The 19,131-nt window shown below is 73.7% G+C and carries 12 protein-coding genes and 1 pseudogene; 7 read left to right on the plus strand and 6 right to left on the minus strand.

The features are described from left to right. Positions 1 to 9: 9 nt before the first annotated feature. Positions 10 to 645, minus strand: coding sequence for a hypothetical protein (locus tag KPL59_RS25210; RefSeq protein WP_226362231.1), 636 nt, complete (start codon positions 643 to 645; stop codon positions 10 to 12). A 197-nt stretch (positions 646 to 842) separates the two neighbouring features. Here KPL59_RS25210 and KPL59_RS25215 point away from each other — a divergent pair, with 197 nt between their 5' ends. Beyond that, on the plus strand, positions 843 to 1,325 hold the full coding sequence (locus KPL59_RS25215; RefSeq protein WP_226362232.1) for a hypothetical protein: 483 nt from the start codon (positions 843 to 845) through the stop codon (positions 1,323 to 1,325). 82 nt (positions 1,326 to 1,407) lie between these two features. On the opposite strand, the gene KPL59_RS25220 is transcribed toward KPL59_RS25215, so the two are convergent. The 5 genes from KPL59_RS25220 to KPL59_RS25240 all read right to left on the minus strand — a co-directional run bounded on the left by KPL59_RS25220 (position 1,408) and on the right by KPL59_RS25240 (position 6,850). Beyond that, positions 1,408 to 2,694 (minus strand): glycosyltransferase, encoded by a 1,287-nt coding sequence (locus tag KPL59_RS25220; RefSeq protein WP_226362233.1) that lies wholly within the window; start codon positions 2,692 to 2,694, stop codon positions 1,408 to 1,410. A 77-nt stretch (positions 2,695 to 2,771) separates the two neighbouring features. Continuing rightward, the gene (locus KPL59_RS25225) at positions 2,772 to 3,605 is read right to left on the minus strand and encodes a MerR family transcriptional regulator (protein WP_226362234.1); all 834 of its coding nucleotides are present in this window, start codon (positions 3,603 to 3,605) and stop codon (positions 2,772 to 2,774) included. A gap of 332 nt (positions 3,606 to 3,937) precedes the next feature. Continuing rightward, complete coding sequence (locus KPL59_RS25230) at positions 3,938 to 4,519, minus strand: TetR/AcrR family transcriptional regulator (RefSeq protein ID WP_226362235.1); 582 nt, start codon at positions 4,517 to 4,519, stop codon at positions 3,938 to 3,940. Continuing rightward, a complete protein-coding gene (locus KPL59_RS25235; protein WP_226362236.1) occupies positions 4,503 to 5,318 on the minus strand; it encodes a mycofactocin-coupled SDR family oxidoreductase in 816 nt (271 codons plus the stop codon). The genes KPL59_RS25230 and KPL59_RS25235 overlap by 17 nt, the downstream gene beginning before the upstream one ends. 140 nt (positions 5,319 to 5,458) lie before the next feature. After that, the gene (locus KPL59_RS25240; RefSeq protein WP_226362237.1) at positions 5,459 to 6,850 is read right to left on the minus strand and encodes an MmgE/PrpD family protein; all 1,392 of its coding nucleotides are present in this window, start codon (positions 6,848 to 6,850) and stop codon (positions 5,459 to 5,461) included. 111 nt (positions 6,851 to 6,961) lie between these two features. On the opposite strand from KPL59_RS25240, the gene KPL59_RS25245 reads away from it, so the two are divergent. The 6 genes and pseudogenes from KPL59_RS25245 to KPL59_RS25270 all read left to right on the plus strand — a co-directional run. Continuing rightward, positions 6,962 to 7,855, plus strand: coding sequence for a LysR family transcriptional regulator (locus tag KPL59_RS25245; protein WP_226362238.1), 894 nt, complete (start codon positions 6,962 to 6,964; stop codon positions 7,853 to 7,855). A 92-nt stretch (positions 7,856 to 7,947) separates the two neighbouring features. Next, on the plus strand, positions 7,948 to 8,883 hold the full coding sequence (locus tag KPL59_RS25250; RefSeq protein ID WP_226362239.1) for an oxaloacetate decarboxylase: 936 nt from the start codon (positions 7,948 to 7,950) through the stop codon (positions 8,881 to 8,883). Continuing rightward, the gene (locus tag KPL59_RS25255) at positions 8,880 to 10,034 is read left to right on the plus strand and encodes a 2-methylaconitate cis-trans isomerase PrpF family protein (RefSeq protein WP_226362240.1); all 1,155 of its coding nucleotides are present in this window, start codon (positions 8,880 to 8,882) and stop codon (positions 10,032 to 10,034) included. The genes KPL59_RS25250 and KPL59_RS25255 overlap by 4 nt, the downstream gene beginning before the upstream one ends. Before the next feature lie 184 nt (positions 10,035 to 10,218). Beyond that, entirely contained in the window at positions 10,219 to 12,090 is a 1,872-nt protein-coding gene (locus tag KPL59_RS25260) for an SIP domain-containing protein (RefSeq protein ID WP_226362241.1), read from the plus strand. Positions 12,091 to 12,700: 610 nt separating this feature from the next. Beyond that, the gene (panD, locus tag KPL59_RS25265) at positions 12,701 to 13,132 is read left to right on the plus strand and encodes an aspartate 1-decarboxylase (RefSeq protein ID WP_226362242.1); all 432 of its coding nucleotides are present in this window, start codon (positions 12,701 to 12,703) and stop codon (positions 13,130 to 13,132) included. A gap of 119 nt (positions 13,133 to 13,251) precedes the next feature. Next, positions 13,252 to 19,044, plus strand: a pseudogene (locus tag KPL59_RS25270) (amino acid adenylation domain-containing protein); the annotation flags it as partial. Between the last annotated feature and the right edge of the window lie 87 nt (positions 19,045 to 19,131).

Here is a 19,131-nt window from a genome sequence, read left to right on the forward strand (position 1 = left end):
TTCCTCACGTCATGCGGGCTCGGAGGTCGTCGGCCACGTGGCCGCCAGGCAGCAGCCGCGGCACGCGCGGCGTTCCGGGAGGGTGAAGGCGAGACAGCAAGTCCGACGTTCGACGGTGCAGGTGCCGCCCGGCCCGGGACGCAGCCGAACAAGGTCGTCGAGCCCGAGCGCGGACAGAATGGTGGCCAGGTCGGACGGCTGTGTTCCGGGCACCGCCGCTCGGACGAACGCGTGAGCGACACCTGCGCTCACCGAACCACGCAGTGGACGGACACCGATCCTCGTATGCCCGGTGAGCGTCCGGATGAACGGATCGAGATGCTTCCCCAGGAACGACTCGCTCAGCTCGGCCAGCAGATCTGCTTCGGTCGCGGCCGGCCGGATACGATCCGAGTTGGCGGTCACGAGCAGCGGGTCATCGGCCAGAACGGCGAGGCGGACCGATCGGCGCAGGGACAGCGTGAGCAGAGAACCAGGACCTCCGTGCCGCACCAGCACATCAGCAGGTGTCAGGAGCGGTACCCGACGAGCGACCGTCCATCCCAGTACGACCGGGACGGCCAGCCAGTACGTGTACTCCTTCCACGCCAGTGCTGCAGCGACGTGTGGAGGGGCCCGCCATCGAGTTTCCGCCCAGCCGAGCACCTGCGGGAGGTGACTTCCGTCCACCAGCGCGGTGGCCGGGATCCATCCCGAGGGAACAGCCTCGTCTGCGAACAGGTCGGGAATCAGACCGCCCGAAGAGCCGAAGGCTGCTGAGTATCGTGATCAGGAACAGCACGCCTGGCACGTCCGCATGTGCTCGGGGCACGAGCATCGTCGTGCCACCTACGCTGTCCGCCGTGCTCGGGTGTGGCTGGGGTGCGCTGTCGATCAGTGCCCGGCACGCCGAACTCACCTCCGTCGTCGCGGTGACCGACACCTGGTGGTCGTGGGCCGCGATCCTCGGGCTCTCGGCGATGGCGTCCCACAGGTTCGGCACGAATCTGATGTCGGTGCTCGCGTGCGGCATCGCTTCGGTCAGCAACTATTACGTGCTCAAGGCGCACTGGGCGGTCGGTTACCCCTCGCACCACCATGGTTTCGGGCAGTACCTGCAGAGCGGCGCGTGGGAGAAGTGGACGGTGGTGGTGCTTGTCTGCGCCGTACCGGCGGCCGTCGTGGGGACCGCCGTACGGTGGCTCCTACAAGCTCCTCGACTCACGCCTGTTGCGGCGCCGGGGCTGCGCAACAGCTGCTCCCAGCCCTGCGACGGCGGCCGCCGGGTCTGGCCGAACTCCGGTTCTGGCTCCGAGAGGGCGGTCGACGCCGGCAGCGTCGACTGAGCCACGACGCAGCGGCCTCCACTTCGCAGGAGTAGCGACGGCCCCCGGGACCATCCTGTTCCCGGGGGTCGTCGTCATGCTCCTAGGGCGGTGATGAGCCACGACCGTGCGGCGGTCGCACCAGTGACGGCAAGGCTTCCGCCACACGGCCGGCACCGTCCTCTGCTCTCACGATCCGCTGCAGCTCCTCGGCGCGACGCCGGTACCGGCCGTCCCGTGTCGCGGCTGTCAGCGCATCGGCGAGACGGTCTGTGGTGAGGTGACGCAGCGGCACTGCGCCGGGCGAGACCCCGACCTCGACCAGGCGGGATGCCCAGAACGGCTGGTCGGCCAGGACGGGTAGGCCCACGGTGGGGACGCCTGCGCGCAGCCCTGCCGCTGTGGTGCCGGCGCCGCAGTGGTGCACGAGGGCCGCCATGTGCGGGAACAGCCACTCGTGGGGAACCTCGCCGATGGTCAGGATGCGGTCGTCGGCCTCTCCGCCGTCGAGGCCGGCCCATCCCGACTGCACGATGCCCCGCAGTCCTGCGCGGCGCAGGCTTTCGCGGACGACCGAGAGCGCGGCGTCGGGATCGGGAAGGGAGCGGCTCCCGAGTCCGACGTACACCGGGGGATCGCCGTCGTCGATGAAGTCCTGCAGTCGCGGGTCGGGTCGCCACCCGTCAGGTGTGGCGGGCCACCACGTCCCGGTCACCCGTGCAGACGGCGGCCAGTCGCTGAACCGCGGCAGGACGGCGCTGCTGAAGCCGTAGAACGCCGGCCATTCCTGAGCCTGCAGTCGGGACCACAGCGAGGCGGGCCGCACGTGGGGAAGGCCGAGCCGAGTGCGCAGTCTGCGGGAGGTCCGGCCGAACGACTGTGCGCCTGCGGCGAGTGCGACCCGGTCCAGAGCCCGGTTGACGGTGCGTCCCAGGCTCGGCAGGCCGAGCGCGGCGGGCGGTAGGTCTCCGGTCGGGTGGACGGGAGAGGGGAAGGCGCCGGCGGAGGGGACGCCGAGGCCCTCGCAGACGTCGTAGCCGGTGAACAGCGCGACGGTGTTGAGCAGCACGAAGTCGGTGCCGGCCCGGACCGCCGGGATGAAGTCCTCGCTGACCGAGTCGACGTAGTCCTGCAGAACGCGCACCATCCGCGCCTGGCCGAGCGGGCCGGTGCCGCCGGCGTGCCAGCGCCTTCCGCCCTCACCGGTGTTCCCCGGCTCCGGGTCGCCGCGGAGCAGGCGGAACTCGAGACCAGCGCCGGTGACCATCGAACGGAACCGCTCGTTCGCAGCGATGGCAACGTGGTGACCGCCTTCTCGGAGACGCTGCCCCAATCCGGTGTACGGAGCCACGTCACCTGTCGAGCCCGGAGCAAGGACCAGAACCCGCATGCGCTCTACGGTACGTAGAAGCCGGCTGTCCGGACACAGCTCGGCCGGACGATGACGATGCCCTGGCTACCACCCGATCAGGAGCCGTTCGGAGCGTCCTGCTGCTGGTAAAGGAGTCGTGTCGTCAGCTCCATACATCGCTTCCTGGCGGGGGAGAAGTCGTAGGGCATTTTGCTCACTGCGTCGACGACGCTCATCCGGGCGTCCCCGTCGTCCGTCGGACCGTCGTCGTGGCTCTCGAGCAGACGCTTCTCGGCCGCGTCCAGCCCGTCCGCCTCGATGGCCTCCATCAGGGCTTCGTGGTGCGCACAATGCTGGGCAGCGAGCTCCTCGACACGGGGGTCGTGGGGGTCGACGCTGTCGTCGAGGTCGGCGTCGGCGGCGTCGAGACGGTCCTCCTCGGCCCGCAGCTCCGGGTGGGTGGCCAACGCGATGAACCTGCTGGCCTGAATGGCGGCTCCCAACGGGCCGAATATCCGTTCCGTGACCAGCAGTGCGTCCAGGTCGGACGAGCGCAGCGCCCCCGTGGGCAGATGGCTGAGTCGGTCCGTCACGAGCGGGGAGAGCAGCCCCAGCGGGCTGCCCACCGCCTTCAGGCGTTGGACCGCCGCGCGCTGTCGTTTGATGTCGGCCTCCTCCTCGGCCAGCGTGTCCGCCAGTCGCCCCAGGGTCTCCTCGATGTCCTGGGATCCGTCGAAGGCGGACCGCATGGTGTGCAGGCTGATCCCGGCCTCCGCCATCTTGCGGATCCACAGCAGGCGGATCATGTCGTCGTAGCCGTAACGGCGGCGGCCGTCCGCGCCTCTTTCGGGCTCCGGCAGCAGACCGATCTGGTGGTAGTGGCGGATCGCGCGCGGGGTGGTACCGGCGAACGTGGCCGCGCCACCGATCGTGACCCGACGGGGAGACATCACTAGGTGAGGCATGGCAGAGCGAACCCCTTCTCTCGGTGTTGCCCCGAGGACACCACATGCCGTTACGGCAGGTGCAAGCTCGTCGTGCGTCCCCGCTGCTCCCGCCCCGGTGCCGGGCGGGGCCACCCGAAGCGGTGTCGGGAGAAACGTCACGACGGCGTCGACCCGCCGATCGGCAGAGGTCGGGGACCGGGAGCGTCCGGCTCGTCACGTCGGGCGGCCGGTGGCGGCAGCGGTCGCTACCCACGTCCGACCGCCGGCCGGCACCCCGTCGGGGTGAGGGCCGCTCGCGGGTCGGGCCGAGCATCGGTTCGCCGACGGCGCGGGTGTCAGTCGGGCTCGGAGAGTCCGCGGGTGAGCGCCGTGGCGACCGCTCCCGGTTCCAGCTCCGGCGGTGGCGTGTCGGAGGTCGTTTCGCACAACGACGCGGCGACCACGAGGAGCCGGGCCACGGTCCGGAAGGCAGGCGGCGTCTCCCCGGAACGGCCCGCGCTGCGCGCGAGGTAGCGGGCCGTCTGCTCGGTGATCGCGGTCTGGGCCGCATGCGCCGCGCGCCGCATGTCGGGGCGACTCAGCATCTCCCGCAGGATGATGCGCCGCAGGGGGTTCGGTGTGCCGAACTCACGGAGCACCGTGGTCCAGGCGAGATCGACCGCCGCCGCCAGGGACGCGGCGGGTTCGTCGGGAAGCAGCTCCCGGAACTCGCCCGCCGTCCGTTCCTCGACCAACGACCGCAGGAGCTCCTCCTTCGTGCGGAAGTGGTAGAAGATCAGGCCCTGCGGAACCTCGGCCGCCGCGGCCAGGGCCGACGTCGAGGTGCGGTCGAAGCCGCGCTCGGCGAACAGCGTCTCCGCGGCGGCGAGGATCTGCTCGCGAGCCGACGTGCCCTCGCCGTCAGTACTCGGTGACACCGGCGTCGGGGGCGATCTCGTGGGCCGTGACGAACCGGGACTCGTCGGAGGCCAGGAAGAGCACGGCGTCCGCGACGTCCTCCGGCTCGATCTGCTCGACGGGCAGCAGGTTGGTGAACATGCCGCCCAGGCGCGGGTAGGTCTGCATGGCCTCGCCGAGCTGTTCCAACATGCCACCCGAGCCCATGGGCGTGTTGACCCCGGTGGGGTGGACCGTGTTCACCCGGATGTGGTGCGCGGCCAACTCGGCGGCGAACGCCTTCGCCATGCCGCGGATGGCGAACTTGCTGGTGGTGTAGGGCACCATGAAGGGCTGGACCTTCAGCCCGGCCGCCGAGCTGATGATGATGATCGATCCGCCACCGGCCCCGACCAGGTGTGGGGCACCCGCCATCACGGTGTTCCAGACACCGCGGACGTTGATGCTGATCGTGTCGTCGAAGATCGTCGGAGTGACCTTGTCCCAGGCCCTGGGCACGCAGATCGCCGCGTTCGCGATGACGACGTCGAGCCGTCCGAGCTCGGTCACCGCGCCGTCGACGACGGACTTCAGGCCGTCCAGGTCCCGCACGTCCAGCTGCGCCGACACGATGCGCCGGTCCAGCTTCTCGACCTCCCGGACCGTCTCCTCCAGGTCCGCGGGCGTCGGCGAGTCGTAGGCGACGCTGGGCAGCGGACCCGCGATGTCCACGGCGATGATGTCCGCGCCCTCCTGCGCGAGCCGGACGGCATGCGCCCGACCCTGACCGCGTGCGGCGCCGGTGATCAGCGCGACCTTCCCTGCGACCCGTCCTGACATGCCGGAGTCCCTTCGCCCGGCGTGCGGCCCACTTGACTGAGTGCTCACTCAGCCTACGCGCGACGAGCCGTGCCGCGCCGGCGGCGGCACAACGGTGACGAGGATCGAGGGCCCTGCGGGTGACGGATCCCGGTTCCGGGCTACCTGCTGCACGCGTCCGCGAACTCGGCGACGGGGCGGTCGTCACCGATCCCGAGGACGGCCTGCTGCACGCGGTCGATCACGGCGTCGTCCGCGACGCGACCGACGTTCTGTCGGAACTTGGCGATCACCGCGTCGGCGTCGAGGGGACGTCGGGAATGGCCGCGGTTGATCTGCTCCCGGTGCGAGACCGACGTCCCGTCGACGGTCTCGATCTCGACGAACCCCGAGTAGGCCTCCGGGAAGGCGCTGTCGGGGTCGTCGACCACCCGGACCTTGCGGGCGGTCGCCAGGATCTCGGGGTCGGTGAGGGCGTCGTCCTCGAGTTCGGCGAGGCCGAACCGGCCACGCACCAGGGCGGCGGCGACGACGAAGGGGAGGCTGAACTTGGCGTCGTAGTCGTCCCGTGGCGCCCACTTCGCCTCCGTCGGCTCGCAGACGACCTTGCGCGGAACGGGGTGGATGGCGCACGTGATCGCGGCGACGTCCTCGGGTCGGAGGGCGTGCTGTCGCCGGAGATCGAGGGCGGCGTCGATGAAGGCGTGGTTGAAGTGGCACACCGGGTAGGGCTTGACCGCGGTCGCCGGGAGCTCCCACTCCGAGCCGAGGCCGTCGGCGACGATGTCGGGCCTGACGTCGGTGCGCTGCTGCAGATGGGTGGCGAACAGCCCGAAGCGGCCTTCGAAGACGGCCGGGGGGCCGGTCCAGCCGGCACGCGCGTAGAGGGCCGCGGTGATCCCGCTCGACGCCGCCCAGCCGGGGTGCAGGCGCTTGGTCCACGCGCCGTCCTGCAGGAACTCCATCAGTCCGGCGCTGAACGAGCCGGCGATCCCCTGTGCGTTCGCGAGTTGACCGGCGGTGAGGCCGTAGTTCTTCCCGGCCGCGACGGTCGCCCCGAACGCACCGGCGATCGCGGTGGGGTGGAAGCCGACGTCGTGCAGCTGGCCGCGGGCCGCTGACCCGACCCGGGCCATGACCTCCACACCCAGGACATAGGACAGGAGGAACTCGTTCGTCGTGCACCCGGCGTCGAGTGCCGAGGCGAGGGCGGCGGGCAGCACCGCCGAGGACACGTGGGCGACCGCGCGGCTGTGGGTGTCGTCGAAGTCGAGACCGTGCACCAGGATGCCGTTCAGGGTCGCTGCGTCGCGGAGGCTGAGCCGCTCGGCGCGACCCAGTACCGGCTGCTCGCCCGGCCCGAACGAGGTCGCCGCCCTGGCGGCGACGTCGGCGAACCCGAACCCGCTCGAGGCGAAGGCGATCCCGACCGCGTCGAGGATCAGATGGCGCGCCCGTTCGAGGACCGGTGGCGGGACGTCGGAGATGCCGGTGCGACGGACGACGTCCGCGACGTCGATCGAGAGCGATGTCGTCGGGCTCTGCACGGTCATGCCAACCGCCTCCTCGTACTGGTGACTGTCGTGGCGATCGTGCGTCTCCGGGGCCGCGGTGTGAAATGACGGGCTGTGCACCGCATCATGTCCGTGGGGCATAGTCGCTGTGTGGAGATCCGAGAACTGCACTGGTTCCTCGCGCTGGCCGAGAGCGAGAACGTCACCTCGGCGGCGGAGAAGATGAACATCTCCCAGCCCACGTTGTCGCGCGCGCTGGCCCGACTCGAACGGGGTCTCGGGGTGCGCCTGTTCGACCGGCGACAGAACCGGCTACGGCTGAACCGCTACGGCGAGGTGCTGCGCGCGCACGCCGTGCGCGCGGTGACGGAGATCGCCGCCGCCGAGCGGCGCATCGCCTCCCTGGCCGATCCGGAGGGCGGCGTCGTCGCACTGGGGTTCCTGCACTCCCTGGGGGTGTGGTTGGTTCCCCGGCTCCTCCGCGAGTACCGGGCGACCTCGCCCGCGACGACCTTCGAGCTCCGCGGGCGGGCCGCGGACACCGTGCTCGACGATCTGCGCGACCACCGCATCGACGTGGCACTGACCGGTCCGCGCCCGGCCGACGGTGACCTGGAGTGGACGCCGCTGTTCGAGGAGCGCCTCGTCCTGCTGGTTCCCGCGGGTCATCGGCTCGCCGCGCGCAGGTCGGTGCCGGTGACCGAGCTCGCCACCGAGGACCTGGTCAGCTTCCCCTCGGCCTTCGGGATCCGTCAGACCACCGAACGTCTGTGCACCCGGGCGGGGGTCACGCCGCGTGTGGTGTTCGAGGCCACGGAGCTGAGCACCGTGCAGGCACTGGTCGGCGAGGGAATGGGCGTGGCGATCGTTCCGGAGTGGAGCCGGGCGGCGGACACCCGAGAGGGAACGACGGCGGTCTCGCTCGCCGACGACGGTGCGTACCGGTCGATCGGTCTGCTGTGCCGTGCCGGGGGTGCCACCGCACCGGCCGCGCGACGGTTCGCCGCCCACGTCGCCGGCACCGACTATGCGCAGCGCGCATGATTTCACAGCACATGCGTCATTTCCGGAGGGGCCGCCGCGGGGCGCACAGTGGCGGGTGACAAGCACCCGGCAGCGGAGAGGATCCCCTCCTCATGAGTAACGAGTCGGCTCAGACCTTGCGCGCCCTGATCGCGGGCGAGGAGATGGTCGTGGTCCCGGGCGTGTACGACGCCCTCAGCGCGACGCTCACGGAGCAGGCGGGCTTCCCGGCCGCCTACGTCAGTGGGGCGGCGGCGTCGGTGAGCCTGCTCGGACGACCCGACATCGGCCTCATGACCGCGACGGACGTCGCAGCGCACCTCGCCCGGCTCAACGGTGCGACGTCGTTGCCGCTGATCGCCGATGCCGACACCGGTTACGGGAACGAGCTCAACGTGCGGCACACCGTCGAGACCTACATCAGGGCAGGTGCCGCGGCACTCCACGTGGAGGACCAGGTCTTCCCCAAACGGTGCGGGCATCTCTCCGGGAAGTCCGTGATCGACCGCGACGACGCCGTCTCCAAGGTCCGTGCCGCCGTCCGCGCCCGCGGCGACGACGACCTGGTCGTGATCGGTCGTACCGACGCGCTGGCCACCCACGGGATCGACGAGGCCGTCGAGCGTGGGCGCCGGTTCGCCGACGCGGGTGCCGACATGGTCTTCGTCGACGCTGTCGAGGACCTGGACCAGCTGCGTCGTATCGGCTCCGCCATCGAGGTCCCCCTCGTGGTCAACGTCATGGCGAACTCCCGGACACCGGTTCTGGGCCACGCGGAGTACGCAGACCTGGGGTACCGGCTGGCCATCTATCCGATCATGGGCCTCGCGGCGGCGTCCGCGGCGGTGCAGAGCGCGCTGGCCTCGTTGCGCGACACCGGCCTCCCGCCCCTGGACGCCGCCGGGCCGGGTGAGCTCTTCGAGACCGTCGGGATCAGTGAGTGGCTCCGCTGGCCCGACGACGGACCGCGCCCACCGGCCGGTGGGCCGGCGACCGCCGCGGTGTCGGACGTCGCCGCGCCGCGCGAGCACGTGGGGGCACGGCGATGAGCGACCAGCTGTCGGTCCCGCTGGTCCAGATGCGGGGCGGGACCAGCAAGGGCCTGTACCTGCACGCCGCCGACATCCCCGCACCCGGTCCCGCTCGCGACGCGCTCCTGGCGCGGCTGATGGGGTCACCCGACGTCCTGCAGATCGACGGTCTCGGCGGCTCACGCCCGATCACCTCGAAGATCGCGATCATCGCGCCGTCGGACGCCGCCGACGCCGACGTCGACTACACGTTCGCACAGGTCGACATCGAGACCGGTCTGGTGAGCTACAACGGCAACTGCGGCAACATCTCCTCCGGCGTCGGACCGTTCGCCGTGGACGAGAAGCTCGTCCCGGTCGAGGAGGGAACCACCGTCGTCCGCATCCGCAACACCAACACCGACAAGGTCCTCGTGGCGCACGTCCCGGTCCGCGACGGTGCCGCCCGGGTGGACGGTGACTTCGCGATCCCCGGGGTACCGGGCACGGGCGCCGAGATCGTCATGGACTGGTCGGGAACGGTCGGGGCCGTCACCGGCCGGCTGCTCCCCACCGGGAACCCACTCGACACCGTCGAGCTCGAGGACGGGCGAACGGTCCGGCTGTCGATCGTCGATGCCGGGAATCCGATCGCCTGGGTCGCCGCCGCGGACCTCGGTCTCACCGGGAGCGAGGGTCTCGAGCTCAACGGCCGATCGGAGCTCGTGTCCGCCATCCGGGAGATCCGGGGCAAGGTCTGCGTCCGACTCGGCCTGTGCCAGGAGTGGACCCAGGTGGACACCGAGGTTCCGGCGATCCCGATGGTCGGGGCCGTGGCACCGCCGGGGGGCTACAGCACACTCAACGGACAGGCCGTCGCCTCCGACGACATGGACCTGCGGGCCCGACTGATGTTCATGAACCGTCTGCACGAGAGCATGGCCGGGACCGCGTCCATCAGCCTCGCCGCGGCGTCGCGGCTGCCGGGCACCACCGTGCACCAGGTCGCGACGGAACGCAGGCCCGACACCGTCCTGATCGGACACCCATCCGGCGTCATGCCGGTCCGCGTGCAGGCCGGGGCCGGGGCGGGGTCCGGGTCCGGGTCCGTCGAGTTCCGCATGCTGGGCATCAGTCGGACGGCCCGACGGCTGGCCAAGGGATGGGCGTACTACCCGCGTCCCACCTGAGAGCGTGGAGGTGGGTACGGCCGTGTGACGACGCCGTGTCGGCAGCTCACGGCCGCCCGGACACCGGTGGCTAGAGTCGCAGGCGGAGCCGCGCGGCCGATAGGGCGGGTTCGCCGGAAACGCCTGGGCCGGACGCCACGGATCGCCGTGCTCCGTCCCTGTGCCCGTGCGAGGAGAAGCCCCCATGCCCAACCAGGACCGTGCCGTCTCGGTCTACCCCATCGCCGTGCGTGAGCTCAGCGTCTCGCGGATCGTGGACGTCACGCCCGCGCTGCGACGCGTGACCCTCACCGGGGAGCAGCTCGGGGCGTTCACCGACGACGAGGGGCGTGCCTGGCCCGCGTTCACCAGCACGGGCTTCGACGACGACGTCCGGTTGATCTTCCCCTACCCGGGGGAGACCGAGCCCGTCCTGCCGATCCTGCGCGACGGCGGCATCAAGCTGCCCGAGGGGCGCCGGCCGGTCTGGCGGGTCTACACGGTCCGCCGCCACGACCCCGTCGCCGGTGAGCTCGACGTGGAGTTCGTGCGACACGGCGTCGGCATCGCGACCACCTGGGCCTACCGCGCGAAGGCGGGGGACCGGGTCCACGTGGCGGGACCGGCGGCGTCGCTCGCGCTGCCGGCCACGGCCGAACGGCTGCTGGTCGCCGGGGACGACACCGCGCTGCCCGCGGTCTCGCGGCTGCTGGAGACCGCGCCGGCGGATCTGCGGGCCGACGTGTTCATCGAGGTCGCGGAGACGGCCCACCGGCTCCCGCTGCGCGAGCACCCGGGTGTCGAGGTCACCTGGCTGGTCCGGGACGGCGCCGGGCCGGGTACGTCGACCCAGCTGGCCGAGTGCCTGCGCACGGTGACCGAGGGTCCGGGCTGGGACGCCGCGGCCACCGCCGGCTGGCTGGCGGGGGAGCAGTCCGTCGTCCGGGACCTGCGGCGGCTGCTCGTCGCGGCGGGGGTGGACCGGCGCCGGATCGACTTCACCGGCTACTGGAAGCTCGGCGAGGTGGTCACACTCGAGTCCGACCCCCGGGTGACCGACGAGGAACGCAACGCCGAGGCGTTCGAGACCTTCCACGAGCAGGCCGAGCTGCTGCCCCCACTGGCGATCCGGGTGGCCGCGAACCTCGGCCTCGGCGAGCTCGTCGCCGGCGGGATCCGCGATCCGAAGTCGCTCGCCGAACGGGCCGGTGCGGACCCGCGGGCGCTGGAGAAGCTGCTGCGGTACCTCGTGGCGATCAAGATCCTCGACCGCGACGAGCAGGGCGGGTACACGCTGACCGACACCGGCTTCTACCTGACCGAGGACCACGTGCTCGACGTGGTGCGCCGCGACGGCGTCGGCGCCCGCCGCGAGCAGGGGTTCCTGGGGCTCGAGCAGGCGGTGCGCACCGGCCGGGAGTCCTTCGCGGCGGTCACCGGTCGCGACTACCCGAGCCTGCGCGGGGACGAGGAGTTCGCCCGCAGGCTCCTGGACAACACCGCGCAGTTCGCCGACTACATCGCCGCACCGGTGGCGGACTCCGCAGCCCTGGAGGGTGTCGACCACCTGGTCGTCCACGCCGACGCCGCGGTGTCCGCCGCGGCCGCCGTCGTCGCCCGCCGCCCCGGGACGCGGGTCACGATCGTCGCCGGCCCCTCCGACGCCGACTGGACCCGGTCCGAGCTGCTGCGCACCGTCCCCGACGACGGTGCCCGCTCCCGCGTGGAGGTCGTCGTGCAGACCATCGCCGAGCCGGTCCCGGCCGCCGACGCGATCCTGTTCGGCAAGGTGCTCGGCCAGTACCCCGACCCGGAGGCCGTGCACATCCTCCGCCGCGCGGGGGAGTGCCTGGCCCCCGGCGGGCGGATCCTGCTTCTCGAGGACGTGCTCGACGAGCAGGACCTCGACGAGCACGAGGCCGAGGACGACCTGCTGGCCCTCGTCCTGCACGGCTCCGGCCGCCGGACGGCCGGGGAGCTCTCGGCCGTCGTCGCCGACGCCGGACTGCGGACCGTCACCACCGAGACCGTCGGCTGGGGCGACACGCTCCGGTCGCTCCAGCCGGTCGCACCCTGACCCTCCTCCCGCGCCCGGCGCGACCGTCCCCCGGGGGCGTCGCGCCGGGCCCGGTACCCGGCGCGGCGCCGACTCGTGCCCGCGATCGTGGGTCACCCGCCGCCGGTCGGCCGGACACGGCCCCCTGTCGTGCCTCGGGCGCGGGCGGGGCCATGCCGGTGCTCACACCCGTTCGGACCATCAGGGATCCGCAGACGCCGTGTGTGGAGCGTCCCTCCCGTCGGCGCGGGTCGCTGACATGCGGAGATCCCGGCCCGTGACGGTGATCGGAATGCGTCATCCATTCGGCGGAACCCTCGCATCCACCCGCATGCTTAGCCTTGCCTAAGTTCAGGTGTGGCGAGGCAAGCAAGGGGTGGCGCGACGGTGACAGGCGACGGAGGCCGCCCGGGCCGCGTGCCGTTCGACGTCGTCGCGGCGGTCGGGGTCCTCGACCCTGCCACGTGCCCGTGTCCGCCGCCCGGCGGCGGCACCTGCCGAGCACCCGGCCGCGTCGCGCGCACCTGGACCGATCTGCTCCCCGGGAGCCCGGGTCGGACGTCCCGGCGCCTGATCCGCTCCGCAACCCCCACGCCCGCGCCGGAGGTGATCCGGTGAGGAAGGTTCCGTCATGCCCGGCTCCACCGAGACCGTCCGCTACCGCACCCTGCTCAGCGGGAAGATCCACCGCGCCACCGTGACCCAGGCCGACCTGCAATACGTCGGCTCGCTGACCGTCGACGAGGACCTGATGGACGCCGCGGGCCTCGTCGAGGGCGAGAAGGTCCAGGTCCTCGACATCGACAACGGCAACCGCCTCGAGACCTACGTGATCACCGGGGAACGCGGCAGCGGCGTCATCGGCGTGAACGGCGCCGCCGCGCACCTCGTGCACCCGGGTGACCTGACGATCATCGTCGCCTACCAGCAGGTGCCCGAGCCCGCCGTCGCCGACCACGTCGCCCGGGTGGTGCACGTCGACGCCGACAACCGGGTCGTCGCGCTCGGCGTGGACCCGGCCGAGCCGGTGCCCGGTGCGCTCGCGCAGACCGCCGGTCGCTGACCGCACCTGCCGCAACGCAGGAGGCGCGGGCCGAGGGCGCCCACGGTGACCCCTGACCCGGCCCGCGTCGACGACACCGTGTCCACCAGCACCGCCGCCGTACCGGAGGACCGCATCTCATGACCACACTCGACGACCGTCGACGCGAGCTCATCGCCCGTCGCCTGGCCGAGGCCGGCCTGCAGCGCGACCGCGAGGAGCCCGCCGCCGACGACGGCCGGACCGAGTTCGGCCTCACCCCCGGCCAGCGACGGGCCTGGCTGCGCCAGCAGGTCCACCCGGACGGCGTGGCGGACAACCTCGGTGTGCGGCTCACCGTCGAGGGCGAGGTGTCGGAGCCGGCGCTGGTGGCGGCGCTGCGTCACCTGGTGGCACGGCACCCGGTGCTGCGTTCCACCTTCCACGGCGGGACCGGGGACGAGACGGCACTGACGCAGCGGGTGCACTCGGCGCCGGAGGAGCCCGTCGTCTTCACCGACCTCACCCGGCTCGACGACGACGCGCGGGCCGCCCGCGTCGAGGAGATCGCGCGCGAGCGGGTCCGGCGGCCGTTCGACCTGGCCGTCGAGCCGCCGCTGCGCCTCGACCTGCTCCGCGAGTCCGCCTCCCGGCTCACCGTCCTGCTCACGACCCATCACGTCGCCTGGGACGGACCGACGTTCGCCGTCGTCGCCCGGGACCTGGAGCGGTCCTACGCCGCCGCCCGCGCCGGGACACCGCTCGACGAGCCGCCCGCACCGGGCCCCGGCCGGTTCGCCCCCGACGGTGCGTCGGACGCCCCGGACCTCACCCCGTGGCGCGAGGCGCTGGCCGAGGAGGTGCCGGGGCCGTTCGCCCACCAGCTGCCCGCCGACCCGGGCGCGCCGGCCGAGATGGCCCGCCGCACCGACCGCGACCTGTCCGCCGAGGCCGCCGCGGGGGCCCGCCGACTCGCCCGCGAGCTCGGCGTGACCCCCTACACCGTGCTGCTCGCCGCGACCGCCGCCGCGCTCGCCCCGATCGGGCCCGACCCGCGGATCCGCATCGGGACCGTGGTCTCCGAGCGGGACGCCGAGCGCGCGGACGAGGTGGTGGGGAACCTCGCCGACCTCGTCGTCGTGCCCACGACGGTGCACGCCGGGGACACGGTCTCCGACCTCGTCGCCCGGGTCGCCGCCGACGCCGGGTGGGCGCGCCGACACGCCACGCCCTACGACGCGCTGGTCGCCGCCCTCGGATCCCGCTCGGGCGGCGGTCCGGCCGACCTGGCCGACGTCACCGTCGACCTCGTCCCACGGGGCGGGACGGGGCCGCACCTGCCCGGTGCCGGCACGACGGTGACCCGCACCGACCCGGGCGCCGCCGCGCAGCCGCTCGTGCTCGAGTTCTTCGCCGACGACGACGCCTTGCGGGTCGAGGCCGTGCACACGGTCGCGCGTCTGGACGACGCGGTCGTCGCGGCGGTGCTCGACCGCATCGAGCGGGTGCTCTCCACCGCCCGCCCGGCCACGCCGATCACGACGCTCCTGGCCGGCCCGGCGGCAGCCCCCGGCACGGTGCCGACCCCGGTACCGACCCAGGTACCGACCTCGGTGCCCGGCGGTTCCCCCGCGGAGGTGCTGCGCCGCCGCGCGGACGCGGCGCCCGGCGCCCCCGCGCTCGTCCACGACGGCGGGGAACTGGACTACGCGGGCCTGGACGCCGCGGTCGACGCGTTCGCCGACCGGCTCCGCACGGCCGGTGTCGCGGCCGAGACCCCGGTGGCGGTGCTGCTGCCCCGCTCGGCGGAGCTCGTCGTCGCGCTGCTCGCCGTGCTGCGGGCCGGTGGCCTGCTCGTCCCGCTCGACCCGACCTACCCGGCGCCGCGCCTGCGCCTGGTCCTCGATGACGCCGCTCCGGCCGTCGTAGTGACCGGCGACGCCCCGCCGGTCGAGCTCCCGGACGGGGCCGTGGTCCTCGGTCCGCCGTCGCTGCACGGCGCCGCCGCTCCGGTCGCGCCGTTCCCCGAGCCCGACCCCGCAGCGGCCGCCTACCTGATCCACACCTCCGGGTCGACCGGGAGGCCGAAGGGCGTGCTCGGCACCCACGGGGCGCTGGCCCACCGCCTCGGCTGGGCCGCCGCGGAGTGGCCGGTGCGGCCGGGCGACACCCGGCTCGTGAAGAGCTCGGTGTCGTTCATCGACGGGCTCACCGAGCTCCTCGCCGCGGTCGCCGGCGGCGCTCGCGTCGTACCGGCCGACGACGCCACCGCGGGGGACCCCGCGGCACTCGCCGAGCACGTCGCCGGGTCCGGCACGGCCCAGCTCACCGCGGTGCCGTCCCTGGTGGCGGCCCTGGCGGCGACCGGTGCGCCCGGCCCGGAGCTGCTGACCAGGCTGGTCTGCTCCGGTGAGCCGCTGACCGCGCAGGTCGTGGCCGCGGCCCGCCGCTGGGCCCCCGGCGCCGAGATCGTCAACTCCTACGGCTCCTCCGAGGTCGCCGGCGACGTCCTGGCCGGCCCCGTCGACCCCGCCGACGACGGGCGGGTCACCGCGGGACGACCCGTCCCGGCCACGACCGTCCGGCTGCTGGACCGGTTCCTCGGGCCGGTGCCCGACGGTGTCGCCGGTGAGGTCTACATCGGCGGGATCCAGCTGGCGCGCGGCTATGCCGGGCGCCCGGGGGAGACCGCGGCGCGGTTCGTCGCCGACCCCCACGGGTCCGGTGCGCGGCTGTACCGCACCGGTGACCTGGGGGTGCGGCTGCCCGACGGCCGGTTCCGGCTCCTCGGCCGGGTCGACGACCAGGTCACCGTGCGCGGGGTGCGGGTCGAGCCGGGTGAGGTCGAGGCCGCGATCCGCGAGCTGCCCGGCGTCGCCGGCGCCGCGGTCGTCGCACGGTCCACACCGGACGGTCCCGCGCTGGTCGGGTACCTGGTGCCCGCCGCGGCCGGGGACACCGACCCGGATACGGACCCGGACACCGACGCGCTCCGGGCGCTGCTGGCGCAGCGGCTGCCGGCGGCGTTCCTGCCGTCGGTGCTCGTCGCGCTGCCCGAGCTGCCGCACACCCCGGGCGGGAAGCTCGACCGGCGGGCCCTGCCTGCACCGGTGGTCACCGCCGGGCGGGCACCCCGCGACGACCGGGAGCGCGAGCTGTGCGGCCTGTTCGCCGAGGTGCTCGGGCTCGACGACGGCGCTGTCGGCGTCGACGACGACTTCTTCGCCCGCGGCGGCCACTCGCTGTCCGCGCTGCGCCTGGTCAACCGGATCCGGGAGCGCTGCGGCGCCGACCTCGCCGTGCCCGAGGTGTTCGCCGCGCCGACGGTGGCGCGGCTGCGGGTCGTGGTGGACCGCGCGACGTCGACCGGGACCGCCGCCGCGGTCACGGCCGTGGGGGCGCCCGCGCGCCGCCCGGACGGCGCACCCACCGCGGTCGCGCCCGCGCAGCGTCAGATGTGGACGCTGTACCGGCTGGAGGGGCCGGCCGCGACCTACAACGTGCCCCGGGCCTGGACGGTCACCGGCCCGTTCGACGTCGGGGCGCTGCGCGCCGCGCTGGCTGACGTCGTCGCCCGGCACGAGATCCTGCGCACCACCTACCGCGACGGCGACACCGCCGGTGAAGCCGGGAACGACGCCGGGGGCGGCACCGACGTGCAGGCGGTCGTCCATCCCCCCGGTGCACTCCGGGCGCCGGTCGGCTGGTGCGACCTCGCCGGCCGCGACCCCGACGAGCTCCTGACCCGGCTCGTGCGCCACCGCTTCGACCTGGAGCGGGAGGCCCCGATCCGGGCCGACGTCGTCCGCGTCGACGACGACCGGCACCTGCTCACCGTGGTGTGCCACCACATCGCCGTCGACGAGTGGTCCTACCGCACCCTGCTCGCCGACCTGGGGACGGCCTACGCGGCCCGGGCCGCCGGGCGCGACCCCGGGTTCACCGAGCCTGAGCTGCGCTACTCCGACGTCGCGGCCTGGCAGGCGGACACCGTCGGGAGCCCGACGGAGCCCACCCCGCTCGCCCGCGAGCAGCTCGACTTCTGGGAGCGGACGCTCGCCGGTGCCCCCGCCGAGACCACGCTGCCCGGCGACCGTCCGCGGCCGGAGCGCCCCTCGGGGCGCGGGGCGGAACTGGTCGGCGAGCTCGACCCGGACCTCGTCGCGGCGCTGGGCGCGGCCGCCGACCGGCACCGGGTCAGCATGTTCATGCTGCTGCACGCCGCGCTCGCGGTGCTGCTGGACGCCTCGGTCGACGCCGACCGCGGCCCGGGTGACGGAGCCGGGAACGCGGTGGTGATCGGCAGCCCGGTGTCCGGGCGTCGCGACGCCGGCACCGAGGACGTCGTCGGGTTCCTGCTCAGCACCCTGGCCCTGCGGGTCGACCTCGACGGCGACCCGACCCCGGCCGAGGTGCTGGACCGGGTCCGCACCGCCGACCTGGCCGCGATGGGCCGCTCGGACGTCGCGTTCCCCCAGGTCGTCGAGCGTCTGGCACCGGAGCGGTCCGGACGCCACCCGCTGTTCCAGGTCGAGCTGGTGTACCTGCGCACCGACACCGCGGTCAGCGAGCTGGAGCTGGCCGGCGCGGACACCGCGACCCGGTGGGTCGGGACCGGGACCGCCAAGTTCGACCTGACGTTCGCCTTCTTCGAGACCGCCGCCGCCGACGACCGCCGGATGCGGGTCGTCGTCGAGTACGCCCTCGACCTCTACGACCCGGCCACCGTGCAGGCGGCGCTGGACCGGCTGGTGGCCGTGCTGCGCCGCTTCGTCGACACGCCCGACGTGCCGCTGTCCGCGCTGCGCGGGTTCGGCGCCCCCGCCGTCGCCCGGCCCCCGGCCGCGGCCCTCGGCCCGGCCGCGACCCTCGGCGAGCTGCTCGCCGCGACCGCCGAACGGCACCCGACGGCGACCGCACTGGTCGCGGGCGAGGACCGGATCGACTACGCCGCGCTGGAGGAGCGGGTGGCCCGGCTCGCCGGGGCGCTCGTCGCCCGCGGGACCGGACCCGGCGACCGCGTCGCGGTGGGGCTGCCGCGCGGCGCGGACATGGTCGTGGCGGTGCTGGCCGTGCTGCGGGCCGGGGCGACCTACGTCCCGCTCGACGTCGACGCCTCCTCGGCGCGGACCACGACGATCCTCGACGACGCCCGGCCACGCCTGGTCCTCGCCGGAGCGGACTCGCCGTCCACGGTCACCGACGCGGGCGTCGAGGTGCTCAGCGTCGACACCGCCGACACGCCCGAGACCGCCGGTGCCGGGCGGCTCGACCGGCCCGTCGCGGTCGACCCGTCGACCCCGGCCTACGTCATCTACACCTCCGGCTCCACCGGCCGCCCCAAGGGCGTGGAGGTCTCCCACACGGCGGTCCTGGCCATGCTGGCCGCGACCGTCGGGCCGCAGGGGGAGATGACGGTCGGTCCGGACGACACCTGGACGCTGTTCCACTCGGTGGCGTTCGACTTCTCCGTCTTCGAGCTGTGGGGTGCACTGGCCACCGGCGGCGCCGTCGTGGTCGTCGACCCCGCGACCGCACGCTCGCCCGAGCACCTGTGGAGTCTCGTCGTCGAGCAGGAGGCGTCGGTGCTGAGCCTGACGCCGTCGGCGTTCCACCCGTTCGCCGCGGCCGAGCCCCCGGCGCGGGGCGGCGCCCGCCCGCCGGCGCGGAGCCTGCGCTACGTCGTCTTCGGCGGGGAGGCGCTCGATCCGCGCCTGCTGCGCGGCTGGTTCGACCGCCACCCGGCCGGGAGCCCGGTGCTCGCGAACCTCTATGGCATCACCGAGACCTGCGTGCACACCACCTACCGGGAGATCGGGCCGGCGGACTGCGACCGTCCGGTCAGCCCGGTCGGTGAGCCGCTCGCGGGCCTGGAGGTGCGGCTGCTGGACCACCGGCTGCGCCCGGCCCCGCCCGGCACCGTCGCCGAGATCTACGTCGCCGGTCCGCAGCTCGCCCAGGGCTACGCCGGCCTGCCAGGGCTGACCGCGACCCGCTTCGTCGCCGACCCCGACGGCCCCCGGGCACCCGGCTGTACCGGT

It is taken from the genome of Pseudonocardia sp. ICBG1142, assembly GCF_020496255.1.
Taxonomy (GTDB): domain Bacteria; phylum Actinomycetota; class Actinomycetes; order Mycobacteriales; family Pseudonocardiaceae; genus Pseudonocardia.

What these genes read in the sequence shown, in the direction of transcription:
- KPL59_RS25240 (WP_226362237.1), bottom strand. Translation starts at nt 6,850, where the DNA reads ATGACCGTGCAGAGCCCGACGACATCGCTCTCGATCGACGTCGCGGAC.
- KPL59_RS25250 (WP_226362239.1), top strand. Translation starts at nt 7,948, where the DNA reads ATGAGTAACGAGTCGGCTCAGACCTTGCGCGCCCTGATCGCGGGCGAG.
- KPL59_RS25220 (WP_226362233.1), bottom strand. Translation starts at nt 2,694, where the DNA reads ATGCGGGTTCTGGTCCTTGCTCCGGGCTCGACAGGTGACGTGGCTCCG.
- KPL59_RS25225 (WP_226362234.1), bottom strand. Translation starts at nt 3,605, where the DNA reads ATGTCTCCCCGTCGGGTCACGATCGGTGGCGCGGCCACGTTCGCCGGT.
- KPL59_RS25235 (WP_226362236.1), bottom strand. Translation starts at nt 5,318, where the DNA reads ATGTCAGGACGGGTCGCAGGGAAGGTCGCGCTGATCACCGGCGCCGCA.
- KPL59_RS25260 (WP_226362241.1), top strand. Translation starts at nt 10,219, where the DNA reads ATGCCCAACCAGGACCGTGCCGTCTCGGTCTACCCCATCGCCGTGCGT.
- panD (WP_226362242.1), top strand. Translation starts at nt 12,701, where the DNA reads ATGCCCGGCTCCACCGAGACCGTCCGCTACCGCACCCTGCTCAGCGGG.
- KPL59_RS25255 (WP_226362240.1), top strand. Translation starts at nt 8,880, where the DNA reads ATGAGCGACCAGCTGTCGGTCCCGCTGGTCCAGATGCGGGGCGGGACC.